Annotated in this window: 16 protein-coding genes; 14 read left to right on the forward strand and 2 right to left on the reverse strand. The window is 34.5% G+C overall.

All coding sequences use genetic code 11. From position 1 onward, the window contains the following. Positions 1-164 precede the first annotated feature (164 nt). Entirely contained in the window at positions 165-3,650 is a 3,486-nt protein-coding gene (locus tag ABEG63_RS02940; RefSeq protein WP_346582862.1) for a T9SS type A sorting domain-containing protein, read from the reverse strand. A 325-nt stretch (positions 3,651-3,975) separates the two neighbouring features. Continuing rightward, positions 3,976-5,115 carry an EpsG family protein gene (locus ABEG63_RS02945; RefSeq protein ID WP_267404425.1) on the reverse strand — a complete coding sequence of 380 codons (1,140 nt, stop codon included), beginning with the start codon at positions 5,113-5,115 and terminating at the stop codon, positions 3,976-3,978. A gap of 176 nt (positions 5,116-5,291) precedes the next feature. On the opposite strand from ABEG63_RS02945, the gene ABEG63_RS02950 reads away from it, so the two are divergent. From ABEG63_RS02950 to ABEG63_RS03015, 14 genes are all read left to right on the forward strand, one after another. After that, a complete protein-coding gene (locus ABEG63_RS02950) occupies positions 5,292-8,945 on the forward strand; it encodes an MMPL family transporter (protein ID WP_346582864.1) in 3,654 nt (1,217 codons plus the stop codon). A 43-nt stretch (positions 8,946-8,988) separates the two neighbouring features. Then, complete coding sequence (locus ABEG63_RS02955) at positions 8,989-9,903, forward strand: dialkylrecorsinol condensing enzyme DarA (protein ID WP_346582865.1); 915 nt, start codon at positions 8,989-8,991, stop codon at positions 9,901-9,903. A gap of 1 nt (position 9,904) precedes the next feature. Further along, positions 9,905-11,044 (forward strand): beta-ketoacyl-ACP synthase III, encoded by a 1,140-nt coding sequence (locus ABEG63_RS02960; RefSeq protein WP_267404431.1) that lies wholly within the window; start codon positions 9,905-9,907, stop codon positions 11,042-11,044. Then, positions 11,044-11,475, forward strand: a complete 432-nt coding sequence (locus ABEG63_RS02965; RefSeq protein ID WP_346582867.1) for a hypothetical protein — start codon at positions 11,044-11,046, stop codon at positions 11,473-11,475. Before ABEG63_RS02960 ends, ABEG63_RS02965 begins: the two co-directional genes overlap by 1 nt. Positions 11,476-11,609: 134 nt before the next feature. Continuing rightward, a complete protein-coding gene (locus ABEG63_RS02970; RefSeq protein ID WP_346582869.1) occupies positions 11,610-12,053 on the forward strand; it encodes an ABC transporter permease in 444 nt (147 codons plus the stop codon). Between the two features lie 3 nt (positions 12,054-12,056). Beyond that, positions 12,057-12,461 carry a hypothetical protein gene (locus ABEG63_RS02975; RefSeq protein WP_267404439.1) on the forward strand — a complete coding sequence of 135 codons (405 nt, stop codon included), beginning with the start codon at positions 12,057-12,059 and terminating at the stop codon, positions 12,459-12,461. A 105-nt stretch (positions 12,462-12,566) separates the two neighbouring features. Then, positions 12,567-13,562, forward strand: a complete 996-nt coding sequence (locus tag ABEG63_RS02980) for a BtrH N-terminal domain-containing protein (protein ID WP_346582871.1) — start codon at positions 12,567-12,569, stop codon at positions 13,560-13,562. Continuing rightward, on the forward strand, positions 13,563-14,318 hold the full coding sequence (locus ABEG63_RS02985; protein ID WP_346582872.1) for an ABC transporter ATP-binding protein: 756 nt from the start codon (positions 13,563-13,565) through the stop codon (positions 14,316-14,318). Next, entirely contained in the window at positions 14,305-15,573 is a 1,269-nt protein-coding gene (locus ABEG63_RS02990) for an ABC transporter permease (protein ID WP_346582874.1), read from the forward strand. Before ABEG63_RS02985 ends, ABEG63_RS02990 begins: the two co-directional genes overlap by 14 nt. Next, positions 15,563-15,982, forward strand: coding sequence for an acyl-CoA thioesterase (locus ABEG63_RS02995; protein WP_267404450.1), 420 nt, complete (start codon positions 15,563-15,565; stop codon positions 15,980-15,982). The genes ABEG63_RS02990 and ABEG63_RS02995 overlap by 11 nt, the downstream gene beginning before the upstream one ends. Then, a complete protein-coding gene (locus ABEG63_RS03000) occupies positions 15,982-17,130 on the forward strand; it encodes a beta-ketoacyl synthase N-terminal-like domain-containing protein (RefSeq protein WP_346582878.1) in 1,149 nt (382 codons plus the stop codon). The genes ABEG63_RS02995 and ABEG63_RS03000 overlap by 1 nt, the downstream gene beginning before the upstream one ends. A 39-nt stretch (positions 17,131-17,169) precedes the next feature. Beyond that, positions 17,170-17,412, forward strand: coding sequence for an addiction module family protein (locus tag ABEG63_RS03005; protein ID WP_346582880.1), 243 nt, complete (start codon positions 17,170-17,172; stop codon positions 17,410-17,412). Then, on the forward strand, positions 17,402-17,689 hold the full coding sequence (locus ABEG63_RS03010; protein ID WP_346582882.1) for a type II toxin-antitoxin system RelE/ParE family toxin: 288 nt from the start codon (positions 17,402-17,404) through the stop codon (positions 17,687-17,689). The genes ABEG63_RS03005 and ABEG63_RS03010 overlap by 11 nt, the downstream gene beginning before the upstream one ends. Before the next feature lie 9 nt (positions 17,690-17,698). Further along, positions 17,699-18,238, forward strand: coding sequence for a 3-oxoacyl-ACP synthase (locus ABEG63_RS03015; RefSeq protein WP_346582884.1), 540 nt, complete (start codon positions 17,699-17,701; stop codon positions 18,236-18,238). Positions 18,239-18,300: the final 62 nt, after the last annotated feature.

Here is an 18,300-nt window from a genome sequence, read left to right on the forward strand (position 1 = left end):
TTCATTAAAGCATTTTAGGCTAAAAAATAAAACACCTGAATTTGAAATTTAACCATTGAATAGAAATTTTCTTCAATGATGATAGACGGGGAAATTTCATTTACATAAAAAAGGATGAAATATTTTAAATATTCCATCCCTTTCACATTAATCAATTAATTAACTTATTGCTTGATGATCTTTACCATTGTATCAGAGTTTACCCTTACCAGATACACACCGGAAACCAATGTTGAAAGATCGGTCTTTCCGTTTTCAAACTCTCCGGATTTTACGATTTGTCCGGACATATTGTAAACCTGAAAAAAATATCCTCTTTCCTCAGGAGCTTTTATATAAAGTACATCTTTCACAGGATTTGGGAAAAGTGAGATTTTATTTTCTTTAACCTGATCTACGACCTCAACCGCTTTTAAAACAGCTGATGGTTTCGTTAGAGGCAATGAAGTAATTTGCAACTTAGGAATTGGGCCGCTTTCGCTTCCGTTAGCCTCGAATTTCATTTTCACACAACGACAGTTCATTCCAAAGTATGGATCATTGTTATCATTGTAGGCAATCATTCGGTTGGCAGTAGAAGCTGCATCAAACATAATATTAACCGGCCTTCCAAGGTAATTTGAATTTAAAGCATCCGTCCAGATTCCCGGAAACTGGAAGTTGATCATATTATAAGTACCTTGCGCTGTTTGATTTCCGATAACACTTCGAATTCCTCTGGAACCCGAGTTTGGATAACTTCCGACGCTATAGGTAGGATCGTTGTACATATATCCAATGGTTGTAGAAGTACTGTTTCGCACCCTTACACCGAGATAATCTGTAAGCACGCTCCACCAACTTGCTGCATTTTTGCCTTTTTTGTACCAAGGTGAATGACCAAAGTCTTGATTTGAAACTATAGAAACACTTGTAACATCAGGAATTCTCCAACCTTCTGGACACGGATCGAATGGCGATTTTGGTCCTCCTCTACCCCATCTGTCGGAAGCTAAATTAGGCTCCGTTGCCAACCAGTCGGTTCCATTGGTATAAAGCGGCTGCGCTGAATTGTACGCAGCATAAGTACTCGGAATCATATACACTAAAGGATTTTTCACAGAATAAGACAATACTTTAGCTACTTTTTCTGAAGGCTTATCGGTTGTTAACACATTCGCGTTGGCTGCGTTGGAATATGTGTTATATGGAATGATATAGCTTCCCGCTAAATTATTATAAGTTGCATAATTCAATGTAGTGTAAGTAAGACTTCCGCTCGCTCCCATATTTCCTAAAAATACAGAATTCGAACTTCTGTTATCTGCGTTTTGTAAAATAGGAATCGGATCTTTTCTTCCCCATTGATAATGCAATCCTGCAGATGCTCTGATTTGCAATAATTCTGCACTTGTTGGCGTAAGAGGATTTGCTACTAAAGGAAAAGCATCAGTTGCTCCAAGGTTTCTATCCATAAATTCAGTTTGAAGCACAGAATATCCCTGAGTAACATAATTTACATAGTTCGTAATATTCAAAGGCAACTCCGTTACATAAGGTTTTGAGGCAATCGGAGTATCGGTTACCCAAATGTGCCAAGACCAATAGACAGGATTTGTGATGCTTCCGTTGTGAAGCGTAACAACAGCGTTTCCGCTTTGATTCGGATTAATAACCACTGAAATTTTTGAGTTGGCAAGTGCCGTTACTGAACTTGGCGCAGGATTCACAATAGATAAACCACCAACCAATGCCGTATTCGTAGTCCAAAGAACATTCGCTTTTAAATTATTAAAACTTGAAGGATCTAAAATCGTTTGGTTATTTAATAATTGACTTTGAACCGAAAATGCTTTACTTACGGGAATTTCAATCGTTGTTGCCACCGTATTTTTTACCATCTGATACGAGTTTGGATTATTAATTCCTTCTCTATATTCTACCGGTGCTGTTAAATATTCTGTCGGGAAATTGTAATTATTTACAATATATAACGGATCTTTAATGCATCTACATGCATTAGCATCGGATGTTCCCCCTGTCATTAAAGGCATATAAAAAAATCTTCCCTTTGCATTCGGAATATTTGGATCCTGAATATCCGGCTGATCTTTATCCGGAATCATCCACAACATTCTAGCTCCAACTGCCGGAGAAGCATCAAAATGTCTTGGCATGGTAGCCGTCCAAAGTGCTGTATGATGCTCATCACTATACTGCCCTTCGTGAGCATTTCTAATCAACTGACCCGATCCCGGGAAAACGCCCATATTATTTCCACCCACATTCGACATATCAAAACCGAAATTGGCATATACTCTAAAGCCCGTCATATATCCCGGAACTCCTGCATCGGTAGGTTTAATTAAATGATACTTATTAGTTTCAAAAGTATTCTTACCCAAGTTTGTTCTTACGCCAAAAGGGGAATAATCTATTCTAATATCATCAATATAAGACGTAGAACCCTGATTAGCTACTAAGACAGACGGAATACGCCAACCGTTGGGACAAGGATCAAAAGGAGACTTATCCCGATAAGGATTTGCATTCGCATCTGCATTATAATTGGTGGTAATAATTTTTCCCTGAGAATTATCAGACCATAAATTAAGCTCTCCCAATTGCGCATCTGCAATGCCAGAAGCTTTACCAAACCAATTGACAGGCAAGTTTAAATTGTTATTATAATACGCCTGCCCTGTATTGTCATCTTTGTTTACATAAATTAAACTCAACGGATTCTTTACCGCCAACTTCATATTATTTTCAACCAAAGCATTAGAAAGCATTACGTACTTTGTAAGATTATCTATCGTAGCGGCGTTGGTCATATTCTTCGCTTGTCTGTGGCGAATTCTACCAATCGTTCCACTTACTTCGTAAAAATCATCAGATTTGGTTACCAAAGAAGGAATAGGGTCTTTTCTTCCCCATTGATAAAGTAATCCGCCCCCTCTGTTCCATTCCGAAGAAGTCATAGAATTGCTTATTGCGCCTAGGTTTCTATCCATCCATTTCCAATCAGAATCCGGAATAACTTCTATGACTCCGTTGCTTCTCTGTCGTGTAACTCCAGGATAACTTTTGTATGTAGAACCATTTGTAGGATCATCCGTTACCCAAATATGCCAGCTCCAATAAATTTCACCATTGATTCTTAATGCAACAACCGCATTCCCCTTTTTAGATTTATTCACGGGGACCCTAATTTTAGCATTTTCTGCAGAATCTGTGAGCTCCAAAGAATAACTTGCTCCGGTTTTTATCAGCCCATGAACATCTTCCCACAATACCTCAGCAACCATCTTCCCATCCGGAATTTTTACCCCCAGCCATTTATTATTCTGCCACATGGCATAGGCTTTTGCTACGGGAATTATGATTCCGCCACTATTCTGTGAAGGATCAAAAATGTAACTGTTGGGAGCCTTCGTCCAATCTAAAGGCTCCGCTTTTAGTCTTTCCTGTTGATTTTGATTAAATTGAGTAGAGTTTACAATACCATGCTGAGAATTTTCATTTTTAGTTAAAGACTCCGTGTTTTTCAAGCCAGAAATACTTGAATTACTAAATTTCGAAGGGCTATCATTCCATTCCTTATTTTGGGAATACATGAAAACCGAGACCAGGCAACAGGTTGCCGCTAAATGTTTTACTGACTTTTTCATATTCCTTGATTTTGTGCTCTTTGTCTAAGTACAACATTTAAGCCTTTAATAAAAATCCATTATTAATTTTATAAATCATTTGATAATAAACGATTTATGGACACAAAAAATTATAATTATTAAATTATATATGCAGATACCACACTTTTCAACTTGAGCAATGCAAAAATACAGTAATATGGGTTGAATTTTTTATTATTAAAATCAATATAAATCAATATTAATAATCAAAAACTAATAAAACATTTACATTATTCAATTTCAAATAAAAAAAAGACAGCACGTGAAATGCTGTCTTGAATATCTTTTAAAGAAATAAATCAATTTAAGGAAGTAAGAAATTCTGATAAAGATCAATGGTAAATCTACCCGCGATAATATTTCTGAAACTTGCAAAAACTAAGAAATTAAAGATTACCATAAATATAATAAAGGCATATACCATGATTTTACTCTGTTTTGAAATCACATACATCGAGTTAGGAATAATCACAAGTCCTAAGCCCGTAAAAGCACCTACCAATCTCGACGAGAAAACCGGATTATTTCTAAAAATAAAGAAGAAACAAATCCCGACAAGCGCATAATTTCTATGATATTCATAATATGGATATTTTTCTTTGAGCTTCGTGTCATACACAAAAAGGAAAAAGGTAAGGATAGCAGTCATTAATTCAGGAATCCCAATTCCTCCATTAAGCCTTTCTACACTTTCTTCCATATAAGCATTAAAACCACCCACAACCGTACTATCTGAGGCAATACTATCTAAGAAACTACCAAAAACTCGATATACTTCGAATGGCGACATGATGATAGACGCGATAATTGATCCAAGCATAATACCTTTATTCACCGGAATACGTGCCACCCAATACATCGGAAGAAACGCATAACAAATATTATGAATACCTCCCGCCAGATAAATACAGAGCAAAAAATAAAATAACTTTCTCTCTTTAATAAATCTAATAGCAAAATACCCAATGGCAACACCTAAATTCTGTCTAATCTGCCCACTTTCCCCAATAAAAAAACCAGGAATAAACATAAACAAAAGAAAAGTAAAAGGATAAAACGTATTATCTTCCACATACTGAAGCTTAAAGAAAACCGCTAAGGCAGCAATTACCAGCGTCAGCATATAATAAGGGGAATCAAAAACATTTAAGAGAATCTTATTGATAAGTACATACAACCACTCCACATCCACAGATTGGGAAGGGGTGAGGTGCAACCCTTTGACAATAATACTGCTGTAATCTATCGTATCTGAGTAAATGTAAATCCCACGATAACTTCCGTAGTCTGGGCCTACATTATTTCTCAATCCCGCAACAAGTACCATAAAAACACCTAGAAGATACAGATACTTTCTATCTACCTTACCTCTAAAAACTTCTTGGAAGCTAAATATCAATAAGAAAAAGATTATGATCAGGAAATACGGGTGTAATAAACTCATTATTTTTTATTATGAATCTTTAATAAATATTTTTTCATCAAAAGGAACTTCTGCAAAAGTAGATTATTTTTTATTTCGCCTAAAATATTTTATTGATTTTCAGACAAACTTATTGTTAAAACATTTTGAACTACTCCTGAAAAAATTAAATTTGCAAACTTGATTTTCATAATGCAATGCATCGTTTTTTTATATTTTTATACTATCTGATCGCCAAAAACAAGCTTCTATCTGTATTTTTTGCAGTTGGAATCGCCGTTCTGTGCGGATTTTTTGCTTCAAAAATTAATTTTGAGGAAGATATTAATCAGATTATTCCTAAAAATGAAAAGTCGGATCTTACAGCAAAAGTTCTGAAGCAGCTCAACTTTTCCGACAAAATCATCGTTATTATTGAAAACAAATCCAAAGAAGAAAGTTTTCAGCTTTCGGAAACTGCTGATACTTTTTTAACCAAAATTGAGCCTTTACAAAAGTACATCGGTTCGGTTCAGGGAAAGGTGAATGATAATGAAATTTCGGAAACCTTCGATTTCGTGAATCAAAATCTCCCTTTGTTCTTAAATGAAACCGATTACAAAGAGATTGAAAGAAAACTCCAGAAAGACAGCATTGCAAAACAGGTTGAGAACAATTACGTTTCTTTGGTTTCGCCGACGAGTTTGGTTACAAAAGAATTCATCAAAAAAGATCCGCTTGGAATTACTTTTCTTGGAATTAAAAAACTGAATGCTTTAAATATCAGTAAAGATTTCAAACTGGAAGACAATTACATCGTTACCAAAGACGGAAAAAACCTTCTGCTTTTCATCGATCCAAAAAATAAAAGCAACGATACAAAAGCCAACGAATCATTTGTCAATCAATTAAACGAAATAAAAGACAATCTCAACAAACAATTCAAAGGGAAAACAGAAATCAGCTATTTCGGGTCACCTGTAATTGCGGTTGCGAATGCTCAACAAATCAAAAAAGATATTCAGAACACTGTTATTATTTCGATGACAGTACTTTTATTATTGTTGATTTATTACTTCAGAAATATCTTCACGCCGATTATTGTTTTTCTTCCAACAGTATTCTCCGTTTTACTCGCTTTGTTGATTTTATACTTTATTAAAGATAAAATTTCCGCCATTTCATTAAGCGTTGGAGCTATTTTGATCGGAATTACGATCGATTATGCGTTGCACATTCTCACGCATTACAAGCACAACAACAATATTGAAGAGCTTTACAAAGAAATTACAAAGCCAATCGTTTTAAGTAGCGCAACAACGGCTGTTTCGTTTCTGTGCTTGATTTTTGTTCGTTCGGAAGCGTTGAAAGATTTGGGACTTTTTGCAGCTATTACGGTTATTTTATCCTCAGTTACCGCTTTGATTATTGTTCCGCAATTATACAAACCTAAGGCGAAAGAAAAAGCAGTAAACACCAATTTCATTGATAAAATTGGGTCTTATCCTTACGAAAAGAATAAACCTTTAATTATCATCTGTTCGGTGATTATTATCGCTTGTCTATTTGGTTTCAGACATGTTGGTTTTAATGAAGACATTGGTGATTTAAATTATATTCCGAAAGATCTAAAGATAAGTGAAGCAAAACTGGAAAAACTTTCAGACATCACTTCAAAATCCATTTACACGATTTCTTATGGAGATTCTGAAGAACAAGCTTTGGCGAGAAACTCTCAATTGAGCCAATTTTTAGAAAAAGAAAAGAAAGACGGAAAAATTTTAAGTTACAATTCGCTTGGAAATGTTGTTTTATCCGAAAAAGATCAACAAAAAAGAATTGAAGAGTGGAAAAAATTCTGGGATGTGAATAAGAAAAATCAAACGATTTCTGAATTAATTAAAAACGGAAATCAATTTGGGTTCAACAGTTCTGCATTTGATCAGTTTAATGAAAATTTAAATAAAGATTATTCTACATTAAGTTTAAAAGATTACGAAAAAGTAAAAGCCCTACAGATTTCAGAATTTTTAAGTCAGGAAAATGGTTTTTATACGGTTTCGAATGTTGTAAAAGTTGATGAAAAGAAAAGAGATGCCTTTATAAAAGACATAGAGAAAAAGCATGAGGCATTGGCTATCGACCGCCAACAGATGAATGAAAACTTTTTAGGCTTATTGAAAAATGACTTCAATACATTAATCAATTATTCTCTTTTAGCGATTGTTTTAACGATTATTGTTTTCTTTAGAAATTTTGAATTGACAATCTTAACGATGTTCCCTATTGTTTTAACGGGAGTTGTTACAGCGGGAATTCTCTATTTCTTGGGATTAGAATTAAATATCTTCAGTACCGTTGTTTGTACGTTGGTTTTCGGAGTTGGAGACGATTTCAGCATTTTCCTGACACAGGCAATGCAAAAAGAACACACGAATGGTAAAAATGAACTTCCAACATACAGAACTTCAATTATTCTGGCGGTTTTCACGACGATTTTATCTATCGGTTCTTTGATCTTTGCAAAACATCCGGCATTACATTCATTAGCTTTAGTCGCTTTAATCGGAATGTTTTCTGTAATCATTATCACATCAACATTATATCCTTTTTGGTTTAGATTATTAATTACAAACAGAGCAAAGAAAGGACTTTCTCCTACTACTTTCAGAATGCTGTTTAATTCTCTTTTATCATTCTTATATTACGGATTGGGAGGATTGATATTTTCCGCTATTGGAAGCATTTTTGTTAAAAATTCCAAAGGAAGAACTTTAGACATTATAAAATTAATTTTGTCTAAATTTTTAACTTCTGTCTTATATACGAATCCATTTGTAAAGAAAAGACTCATTAAAAATCCAAATGAAGATTTGAGTAAGCCTGCTGTAATCATTGCCAATCACACGTCATTCCTTGATACATTGGCTTTGGCGATGACCACTCATAAAATTATTTATCTGGTGAATGATTGGGTGTACAATTCTCCTGTTTTCGGGAAATTGGTGAGAGCTTTAGGTTTCTATCCCGTTTCACAAGGAATCGAAAACGGAATGGAGAAATTGAAGGAAAAAGTTGAACAGGGATATTCATTGGTTGTTTTTCCTGAAGCGGAGCGTTCTTATACCAATGATGTGAAAAGATTCCACAAAGGAGCATTTTATATTGCGGAAGAATTTGGACTGGATATTGTTCCGATCTACATTCACGGAAATTCTGAAGTGCAACCAAAAGGCGATTTCATCATCTATGATGGAGCAATCACTGTGAAAGTTGGTGACAGAATTCATAAAGATGATGTTAATTTTGGGAAAAATTATTCTGAAAGAACAAAAAAAATTAATGCGTATTTCAGAGAGCAGTTTGCTCAATTGAGAAACGAACTGGAAGATGAAAATTATTTTAAAAAGAAACTGTTCTGGAGTTTTTTGTATAAAGATAATGAAGTTGTAAAATCGGTAAAGGAAGATTTTAATCAAAACAAATCCGTTTATTTTGAATTGAATAAACATATTCCAAGTGATGCCAATATTTTGCATTTTGCGAATGATTATGGGCAGAAAGATGTTTTGTTAACCCTTCAGCAAGCAAGCCGAAGAATGTTTACCTTAATAACTAACGATGAAAGAAGAGAAACGGCAGAACAGACGTATTTGGTAAAAAGAAGAAAAATTAGTTATATAAAAAACACCACAGAAATTACTAAAAAGATTGATGTTCTTGTGGTCTCAGACGAAAATTTTCACCTTAATACCGTTGCAGAACTTCCTGAAACTATCATTTTTGTAAATGTTAACTCAGATTCATTCAAGACTGATAATTTTACACTTAAGTTTAGTTCTGAATCATTAAAAGTATTTAGTCATAAATAATAAATATGAAAAGCATATTTTTGTAAACCCTTAATAAAAACTAATGCAGAAAAATATACTCGTTATATATTACACACAAACCGGACAGCTGGAAGACATTGTACGGAATGTAGCTCAGCCTTTTGAAGCCAAAAAGGATGAATATAACGTAACTTATTATAACATCAGAATGAAGGAAGACTTTCCGTTTCCCTGGCCAAATGATGTATTTTTCAATACCTTTCCGGAATCTTATTTGCAGATTCCCAGCGAGATCGTTCCGCCATCGGAAGATATTCTGAACAAAAAATATGATCTTATTATTTTTGGATATCAGGTTTGGTATTTAACGCCTTCAATTCCGATTATTTCATTTTTAAAAAGCGGATATGCTGAGAAAATTTTGAAAGATACTCCCGTTGTTACGATTTCCGGAACACGGAATATGTGGATGCTTTCTCAGGAAAAACTGAAGGTATATTTAAGAGATTACAAAGCTAAATTAGTCGGAAATATCGCATTGGTAGACCGACATGATAATTATACCAGTGTTTTAACTGTCATTCGCTGGATGATTGGAGGCCATAAAGAAAAATCGGGAATTTTACCTGCCGCCGGAGTTTCTGATGAAGAAATTAACGGTTCTGTAAAATATGGCAGAATTATTGAAACACATTTCCGCAACAATGATATGGATACCCTACAGACCGACCTGGTAAAAAACGGCGCTGTAGAAATCCGGGCATTTTTGGTAAGAGTAGAAAAAGTAGGAAACAAAATTTTCACCGTTTGGTCTAATCTTATTATCAACAAAAAAGAAAAACGACCGTTGCTTATCAAATTCTTTAAGGTATATTTGATGACTGCGATATGGGTTATTTCACCTATAGTATTGGTCTTACACTTATTAACAACACCTATCTTTTGGTTTAAAAGAAAGAAACAAAGAGAATATTTACAAGGAATTAATTTAAAATAGAATGAACGACGTATTTATAACAAAAGCATTTACATACTTACCCAATGAGCCGGTTTCTAATGACGAAATGGAAACGTATCTTGGTTATATAAACGACGCACCTTCCAAAGCAAAAGCCCTTATTTTAAGAAACAATAAAATCAAAACAAGATATTACGCTTTAGATAAGGAAGGTAATCCTACTCATACCAATGCGCAGATTGCCGCAAAAGCTGTAGAAGGACTTTTTGATGATCAATTCAAAAAAGAAGATATGGAATTGCTTTCTGTAGGAACTTCTTCACCCGATCAGATTCAGCCTTCACATGCATCCATGGTACATGGCGAACTGAGCGTGAACAAATCGTTAGCCATCAACACGGCATCAGGTCTTTGTAATTCCGGGATGAATGCCCTTAACTACGGATTCCTTTCTGTAAAAGCCGGGGTTCACAAAAATGCAGTCTGTGTAGGTTCCGAAAGAATGTCTGCATGGATGACTGCGGATAAATTTAATCATGAAGCCGAAAATTTAATTCTTTTAGAAGAAAGACCGATCATTGCTTTCAAAAGAGAGTTTTTGAGATGGATGCTTTCTGACGGAGCAGGTGCTTTCTTATTGGAAGGACAGCCGAGAGAAAACGAAGTTTCTTTAAAAATTGAATTCATTGATTTTTATTCTTATGCTCACGAGATCGAAGCATGTATGTATGCCGGAACAGAAAAACAGGAAGACGGAAGCTTAAAATCATGGGCAGATTATCCATCAGACGAATGGTTAAAGCAATCTATTTTTGCATTGAAGCAGGACACAAAAATTCTAGATAAATACATTCTTGTAAAAGGCGCTGAAAGTTTAAGAACATCATTCGATAAACATCAGCTTGATCCTGAATCTGTTGACCACGTTTTGGCTCACATTTCGTCAGGATACTTTAAAGAAGGCTTAAAAGACGAATTTGCAAAGGTAGGATTGGATTTCCCTTGGGAAAAATGGTTCTATAACCTTTCGGAAGTCGGAAACATCGGGGCTGGTTCTATTTTCATCGCTTTAGAGCAATTGATGAATTCAGGAAAGCTGAAAAAGGGAGAAAAAGTACTTCTTTGTGTTCCGGAAAGCGGAAGATTTGCTTATTCTTGTGCTTTATTAACGGTTTGCTAATGGAAAACAAATTACCAACATCTGATCAGAATTTTGTGGAAAGTTTAATTCCGCAAAGATTTCCTTTCGTGATGGTAAACAGCATTGCAGAATATTCTGAATCTCATTTGGTTTCAGGATTTGAAGTAAAAGAGGGAAATATTTTTGTTCAGGACGGAATTTTTCAGGCTTCCGGCTTGGTAGAGCATCAGGCTCAGAGCGTGGCTTTACACACCGGTTACAAATATTATTTGTTAGGAAAAGAAGCTCCGACAGGTTACATTGGTGCTATTAAAACTTTTGAAGCCATAAAGTTGCCGAAATTGGGAGAAAAACTAACTTCAGAAGTGTCTATCATTAATGAAATGATGGGGGTAACTTTAGTCGATATCGTAACGAAAATCAACGATGAGGTGATTGCAAAATCGCAGATGAAAACGGTTGTAATGTAATATTTAAATATTTGAATTAAAAGCTTTGCGATCTTGGCTAAGTGAAACGCCTTTGGGAACTTAAAAACGCTTAGCCGTCAAAAAAACTTTGCGAACTTTGCGTTAAAATTTAATTCAAAATAATATATAATTGAATGGAAATCAAGGAAGAAAATATCATCAATATCCACAACTTTTTGCCGCATCGCGAACCGATGTTAATGGCAGATTATATCCTGGAATTGACCAAAGAAAAAGTGATTACTTCCTTTGAAATAAAAGAAGACAATATTTTCGTTAATAATAATGAATTCGTTGAAGCTGGTTTAATTGAAAACCTTGCTCAAACCTGTTCATCAATTCTCGGACAAAGTTTCTTCGAAAATCCAGCAACAGATACGAAAGTTATTGGTTTCATTACCAATATCAAGAAAATTGAAGTTTTTGCATTGCCGAAAGTTGGTGATACAATCATTTCAAAAGCATCATTGATTTCTCAGTTTGAAAATATCTGTCAGATTTCTTGTGAGACTTTTGTTGATGATAAATTACTGATAAAAGGAGAAATTAATTTGTTTATTCAAGAAGTAAAACAATAACCGATGAAAAAGCAGGATCTTCCTCAAGACGAGAGCAATTTGAAATCAGCGAACATGACTGAAGTTTTATATGTTACGGATGAAAACAATAACTATACAACAGCAAACAGTATCGGTTGGGATGCTAAAAAAGCAGCTTTGGATGAATCTTTAGCATTAATTAACGAAAGAATTGAAGAAGCAAAACAAGATGTTGCCAATAATAAAGTAAGTCCGATTATTTATTTCATGGAACTGAATAAAATGGATCTACAGGTTCTTGCAGCCTACGTCGGAATATGGCAGTGGCGCGTGAAAAGGCATACAAAACCGAAAATTTTTAAAACACTAAGCGAATCCGTCCTGAAAAAATATGCCGATACTTTCGGTATTTCAGTGGATGAATTAAAAAACTTTAATGGTAAATAATTAATTGAAATAAATTCAATATAGAAAAACGCTCCAATTGTCATTCTGACAAAGGAAGAATCTATTTTAACTATTATTTTCCAGCGATAAAAAGATAAAAATTAAATGAAACTTAATTTTGAACACCATCAAACCGCGCATTGCGAAAACGGTGTTGCCTCTAATTTATTATTAAACAAAGGGTTAAAACTCAGCGAACCCATGATTTTCGGAATCGGTTCCGGATTGTTCTTTGTGTATTTACCTTTTTTGAAAGTAAATTTCGCTCCCGGATTTAGTTATCGTCCGATGCCGGGTGCTATTTTCAGCAAGGCGGCAAAAAGACTGGGAATTAAAATTAAAAGAGAAAAATTTTCAAATCCTGCCGATGCACAAAAAGCATTGGAAAGAAATTTGAATCAAAATATACCTACAGGATTACAGGTGGGGGTTTTCAACCTTACCTATTTTCCTGAAGAATATAAATTCCATTTCAATGCCCACAATTTGGTGGTTTATGGAAAAGAAAACGGCAGATTTTTAATCAGCGATCCGGTGATGGATTACGTTACTACCCTTTCCGAAGCCGAACTGGAAAAAGTAAGATATGCAAAAGGCGCTCTTCCGCCGAAAGGTCATATGTACTATCCTACTTACATCCCCGAACAGGTAAATCTGGAAGAAGCCATCAAAAAAGGAATTAAAGATACCTGCAAAAATATGCTGGCTCCCGTTCCGATCATTGGAATAAAAGCCATGCGTTGGGTCGCGAAAAGCATACCGAAATGGGCTGAAAAAAAAGGAACAAAAGTAACGAATCACTATCTTGGGCAGTTGATCAGAATGCAGGAAGAAATTGGTACTGGTGGTGGTGGCTTCAGATTTATTTATGGTGCATTTTTGCAAGAAGCAGCAGTTATTCTTAAGAACGATCAATTAAAGGAATTATCGAAAGAAATTACAACAATTGGTGACCTTTGGAGAGATTTCGCGGTAGATATTGCAAGAGTTTACAAAAACAGAAATTCAAAAAGCGATATTTATAATCAACTTTCTAAAACCATGCTTCACATTGCAGATCTGGAAGAAGCCTTCTATAAAAAACTTAGAAAAGCGATCTAAATGGAGAACTTTATTGAGATTAAAAATTTATATAAAAAATATAAAAATGCAGAAGAATTTTCTGTAAATGATATCTCGTTGAATATTGAAAAAAATGAAATCTACGGAATTCTTGGTCCAAACGGAGCAGGAAAAACCACATTGATTTCCATGCTTTCGGGTTTAATAAAACCTACATCAGGAAGCTTTAAAATCAATGGATTATCGCCTCAAAAAGATGGTTTTAAATTAAGACAAATCATCGGAATTGTTCCGCAGGAATATGCTTTATACCCAACTTTGACGGCTAAAGAAAACTTGATGTATTTCGGAAGTCTATACGGTTTAAGCCATAAAAAATTAAGAAATGCTATCGATGAATCTTTGGAAATCATGGGTTTATCAAAATTTGCAGATAAAAAAGTAGAACAATTTTCTGGAGGAATGAAGCGCCGTTGCAATCTGATTGCTGGAACTCTTCACAATCCGAAGGTTTTATTCTTGGACGAACCAACCGTTGGTGTTGATGTTCAGTCTAAAAAAGCAATCATCGATCATCTTTTGGATCTGAATAAAAAAGGAACTTGTATCATTTACACATCGCACCACCTTTCGGAAGCGGAAGAATTTTGTACAAAAATTGCCATCATCGACCATGGAAAAATCCACGCAGTTGGAACCCCTGAAGAATTGGTGAGCAAAGTGGCAAGTGCCGAAAATTTAGAAGATGTTTTCATTTCATTAACAGGAAAAGAATTAAGAGATGTTGTTGTATAAATTGTGGAGAAGTTTCGTTAAAGAAGTCCTTTTACTGAAAAGAGATATCGGAGGGATTGTCATTATTTTCGTGATGCCATTATTGTTGATTATCACGATCACTTTAATTCAGGATTCCACTTTTAAAAATCTGGAAGGCTCAAAAATTCCAATCATTTTTATTGATAATGATAAATCTGAGGTTTCAAAAAATATAAAACAGGAACTCAAGCGCAGTAAAAGCTTTGAACTTTTAACCAATTTCACCGAAAAGTCTGCACAAGATGCTGTTTTTGGCGGAGATTACCAAATGGCTATTGTCATTCCCGAAAATTTAACGAAAGATGTCAATTCAAATATTGATTCTAAGGTTCAGACCATCGTGAGTTCATTTGGTTTGGAAACAGATTCTTCCTCCGTAAAGAAAACGGTTTCAAAAGCGAAAGATATTCATCTGTATTTTGATCCGGCAACCAATATCGGCTTCAAAAACAATGTGATGAATGCCGTGAACAAAATGGTTTTTGAGATCGAAAATAAAAAAATTTACAAAGCTTTCCAAGATCAGCTTGGAACGACAGAAAATTTGGAAGAAAATAAAAATTTGATCAGCTTTAAAGAAATCACGCCTAAAAAAGGAGCAATGGAAGTTATTCCGAATTCCGTTCAGCATAACGTTCCGGCTTGGGCTTTGTTTGCTATTTTCTTTATTGTTGTGCCTTTGTCTATTAATTTAGTTAAAGAAAAAAGTCAGGGAACGAGCGTTAGAGCGAGAATCAGTCCGACACCTTATTTCATCCATATTTTAGGAAAAACATTTACTTACCTTATCATCTGTGTTATTCAATTTTTATTGATGGTTGCAGTAGGAATTTACCTTTTCCCATACATGGATTTACCGCAATTTGATGTCAGCGGAAAAATGTTCCAACTTATCGTTGTGACCTTATTTTCAGGTTTGGCAGCGATTGGTTTTGGTGTTTTATTGGGAACAGTTGCCGATACTCAGGAACAATCTGCCCCATTTGGAGCAACTTCAGTTGTTGTTTTGGCGGCTGTCGGAGGAATTTGGGTTCCGGTATTTTTAATGCCTGAATTTATGCAGACCATCGCCAAATTCTCTCCTATGAATTGGGGATTAAATGCTTATTACGACATCATTTTAAGAAACAGCGGAATAGGCGGAATTGCAAAAGAATTGATTTTCTTATTTTTATTCTATCTTGCAATGGTCGGAATATCATTAATTTACGAAAGAAAACAAAATGCAGTCTAAAGATTTAACTTGTACAGAAGTCGTTCGAGTAAGGTTCAACGAAACAGATCCGTTGGGAATTGTTTGGCATGGGCATTACATCGTGTATTTCGAAGACGGCAGAGAAGCTTTCGGAAGACAGCACGGTTTAACGTATCTTGATATTCAGAAAGCGGGTTACGTTACACCAATTGTAAAAAGCACCTGCGAACATTTTCTACCATTAAAATATGGCGAAACATTCAAGATTGTGACCACTTTCGTTAACTCAACTTCAGCGAAATTAATTTACAAATATGAGCTTTTTAACGAAGAAAATAAATTAGTCTGTTCTGGAGAAACGATTCAGGTTTTCTTGGATTCCGACAATAATTTATGTTTATATAATCCTGAATTTTTTCAGGCTTGGAAAGATAAAATGGGATTATAATGAGGAAGGAAATTTACATTACAGATTACAACTGCGTCACACCTTTAGGTTTTGATGTTTCTTCGAACTGGAATGCACTTCTGGAAGGAAAATCCGGCGTAGCTTTACATAAAATCATAGAAAATCAGGAGCCCTTTTATGCCTCAATGATTGATTCTGAAAAGTTGAATGAAGAATTTAATAGATTCTTCGATGGTGCTCAGAATGACAGTACGGAATTCACAAGGTTGGAAAAAATGTTTTTGCTGAGTTTAAAACCTTTATTTGAAAGACATCAGATTTCAGACGAAACTGCATTTATTTTATCAACAACAAAAGGAAATATCAGTTTATTAAAGAATCAAAATACTTTACTGGAAGGTGTATTTCTTTCGAATTTAGCTCAAAAAATTGCTGATTTTTTCGGGTTTAAAACGAAACCTATTGTGGTTTCTAATGCCTGTGTTTCCGGAGTGATGGCGATTGCCGTGGCAAAAAATATGATTCAGGCAGGAAAATATAAAGATGCTTTTATCATTGCCGGAGACGAAATTTCTGAGTTTGTAATTTCAGGTTTCAATTCTTTTCAAGCGATTGGAACAGAAATTTGCAAACCTTATGACAAAAACCGTGACGGAATCAACATCGGCGAAGCAACGGCAGCGGTTTATATAACTTCTGAATTAAACCAAAACGAAAAATTTAGTTTTAAAGTTTTAGGAGATTCAGCAATTAATGATGCAAACCATATTTCGGGACCTTCAAGAACAGGTGACGGATTGTTTGCAAGCATCAAAAATGCAATAGAAGAAGCCAATACTCCAACAGAAAAAATTGATTTTATTTCTGCACACGGAACGGCAACAATATATAACGACGAAATGGAAGCCATCGCTTTCAACAGAATGGAATTACAAGATGTTCCTCTAAACAGCATGAAAGGCTATTACGGACATTGTTTGGGTGCATCAGGATTGTTGGAAAGTATTATTTCAATGGAATCTGCATTAAATAATACCTTAATTCCATCTAAAAATTTCGAAGAAATAGGAACTTCCCAAGCTTTGAATATTATTAAAGAAAACCAACCTGCGGAAATCAAATATATTTTGAAGACAGCTTCAGGTTTTGGAGGGTGTAATGCGGCCATTGTTTTGGAAAAATGCTGAAAATAATTTTGTAATTTTATAGAATTAAAGTTTTAGGAAATGGAATCTACTGTAGACATCAGAAAAAGAATTCACGAGTTCATTGATATTGCCGATGAAAGGATTTTGCGAATCATCAACGGAATCATCGATGTTGAGGAGCAAGAAGATAATTATCCTGCTGTTCCTGATTGGTATTATGAAAAACTCGAACTTGAAAGAGAAAAATACTTAAAAGGCGAAACGCCCTCGTATACTTGGGAGGAAGTGAAGCAAAGATTAATGAAGGATTATGACTTATAAATTAATTTTAAAGTCAAGAGCTCACATTGATTTAGCAGAAGCAATTGAATATTACCAAAGTAAAAGAAAAGGTTTAGGTAATAAATTTCTGAAATGTATTCACAAGTTTTTTGACAGAATTGCCAAAAATCCTCTCCATTATTCTTTAAAAAGCAATAATTTTCGTGAGGTATATATTCAAAAATTTCCTTACGTCATTATCTATGAAGTTATTGAGAATGAAATTGTGGTGTTTTCTGTTTTCAACACTCACCCAAATCCAACGAAAAAGCCTTAAACTTTATTAATGAAGAAAACAGCCATTTGCACCATAGAAAATTCAAAAATAGTTCTCAATAATGAGGTTATTTTTGAAACGTCAACTGAAAATTTTTCAGACTTTTCGAAAGAAGCATATAAAAGTTTAGAATTAAATTATCCAAAATTTCATAAAATGGATAACTTGAGTAAACTTGCTTTTCTTGCTTCTGAAATGATTTTAAAAGACGAAGATCACAGCAAAACAGCATTGGTTTTTGCCAATAAATCATCAAGTTTAGACACCGATTTTAAATATCAGGAAAGCATTAATTCTCAAGAAAATTATTTTCCGAGTCCTGCCGTTTTTGTGTACACTTTACCAAATATTTGTGTTGGTGAAATCAGTATCAAACATAAAATGCAGACAGAGAATGCTTTTTTTGTTTTAGATGAATTTGATGAAAATTTTTTAAACGATTATTCAGAACATATTTTACAATCAGGCAAGGCTGATAAAGTATTGTGTGGCTGGGTAGAACTCTATCAGGAAAGTTATAATGCTTTTGTATATTTGCTAAACAAGTAAAAATTAAACTATTAAAATAAATAAAACAATGTATCGGTTATCCATCGAAAGCATTGATAAAT

Origin of the sequence: Chryseobacterium sp. C39-AII1 (assembly GCF_039672645.1) — a bacterium.
Classification (GTDB): Bacteria; Bacteroidota; Bacteroidia; order Flavobacteriales; family Weeksellaceae; genus Chryseobacterium.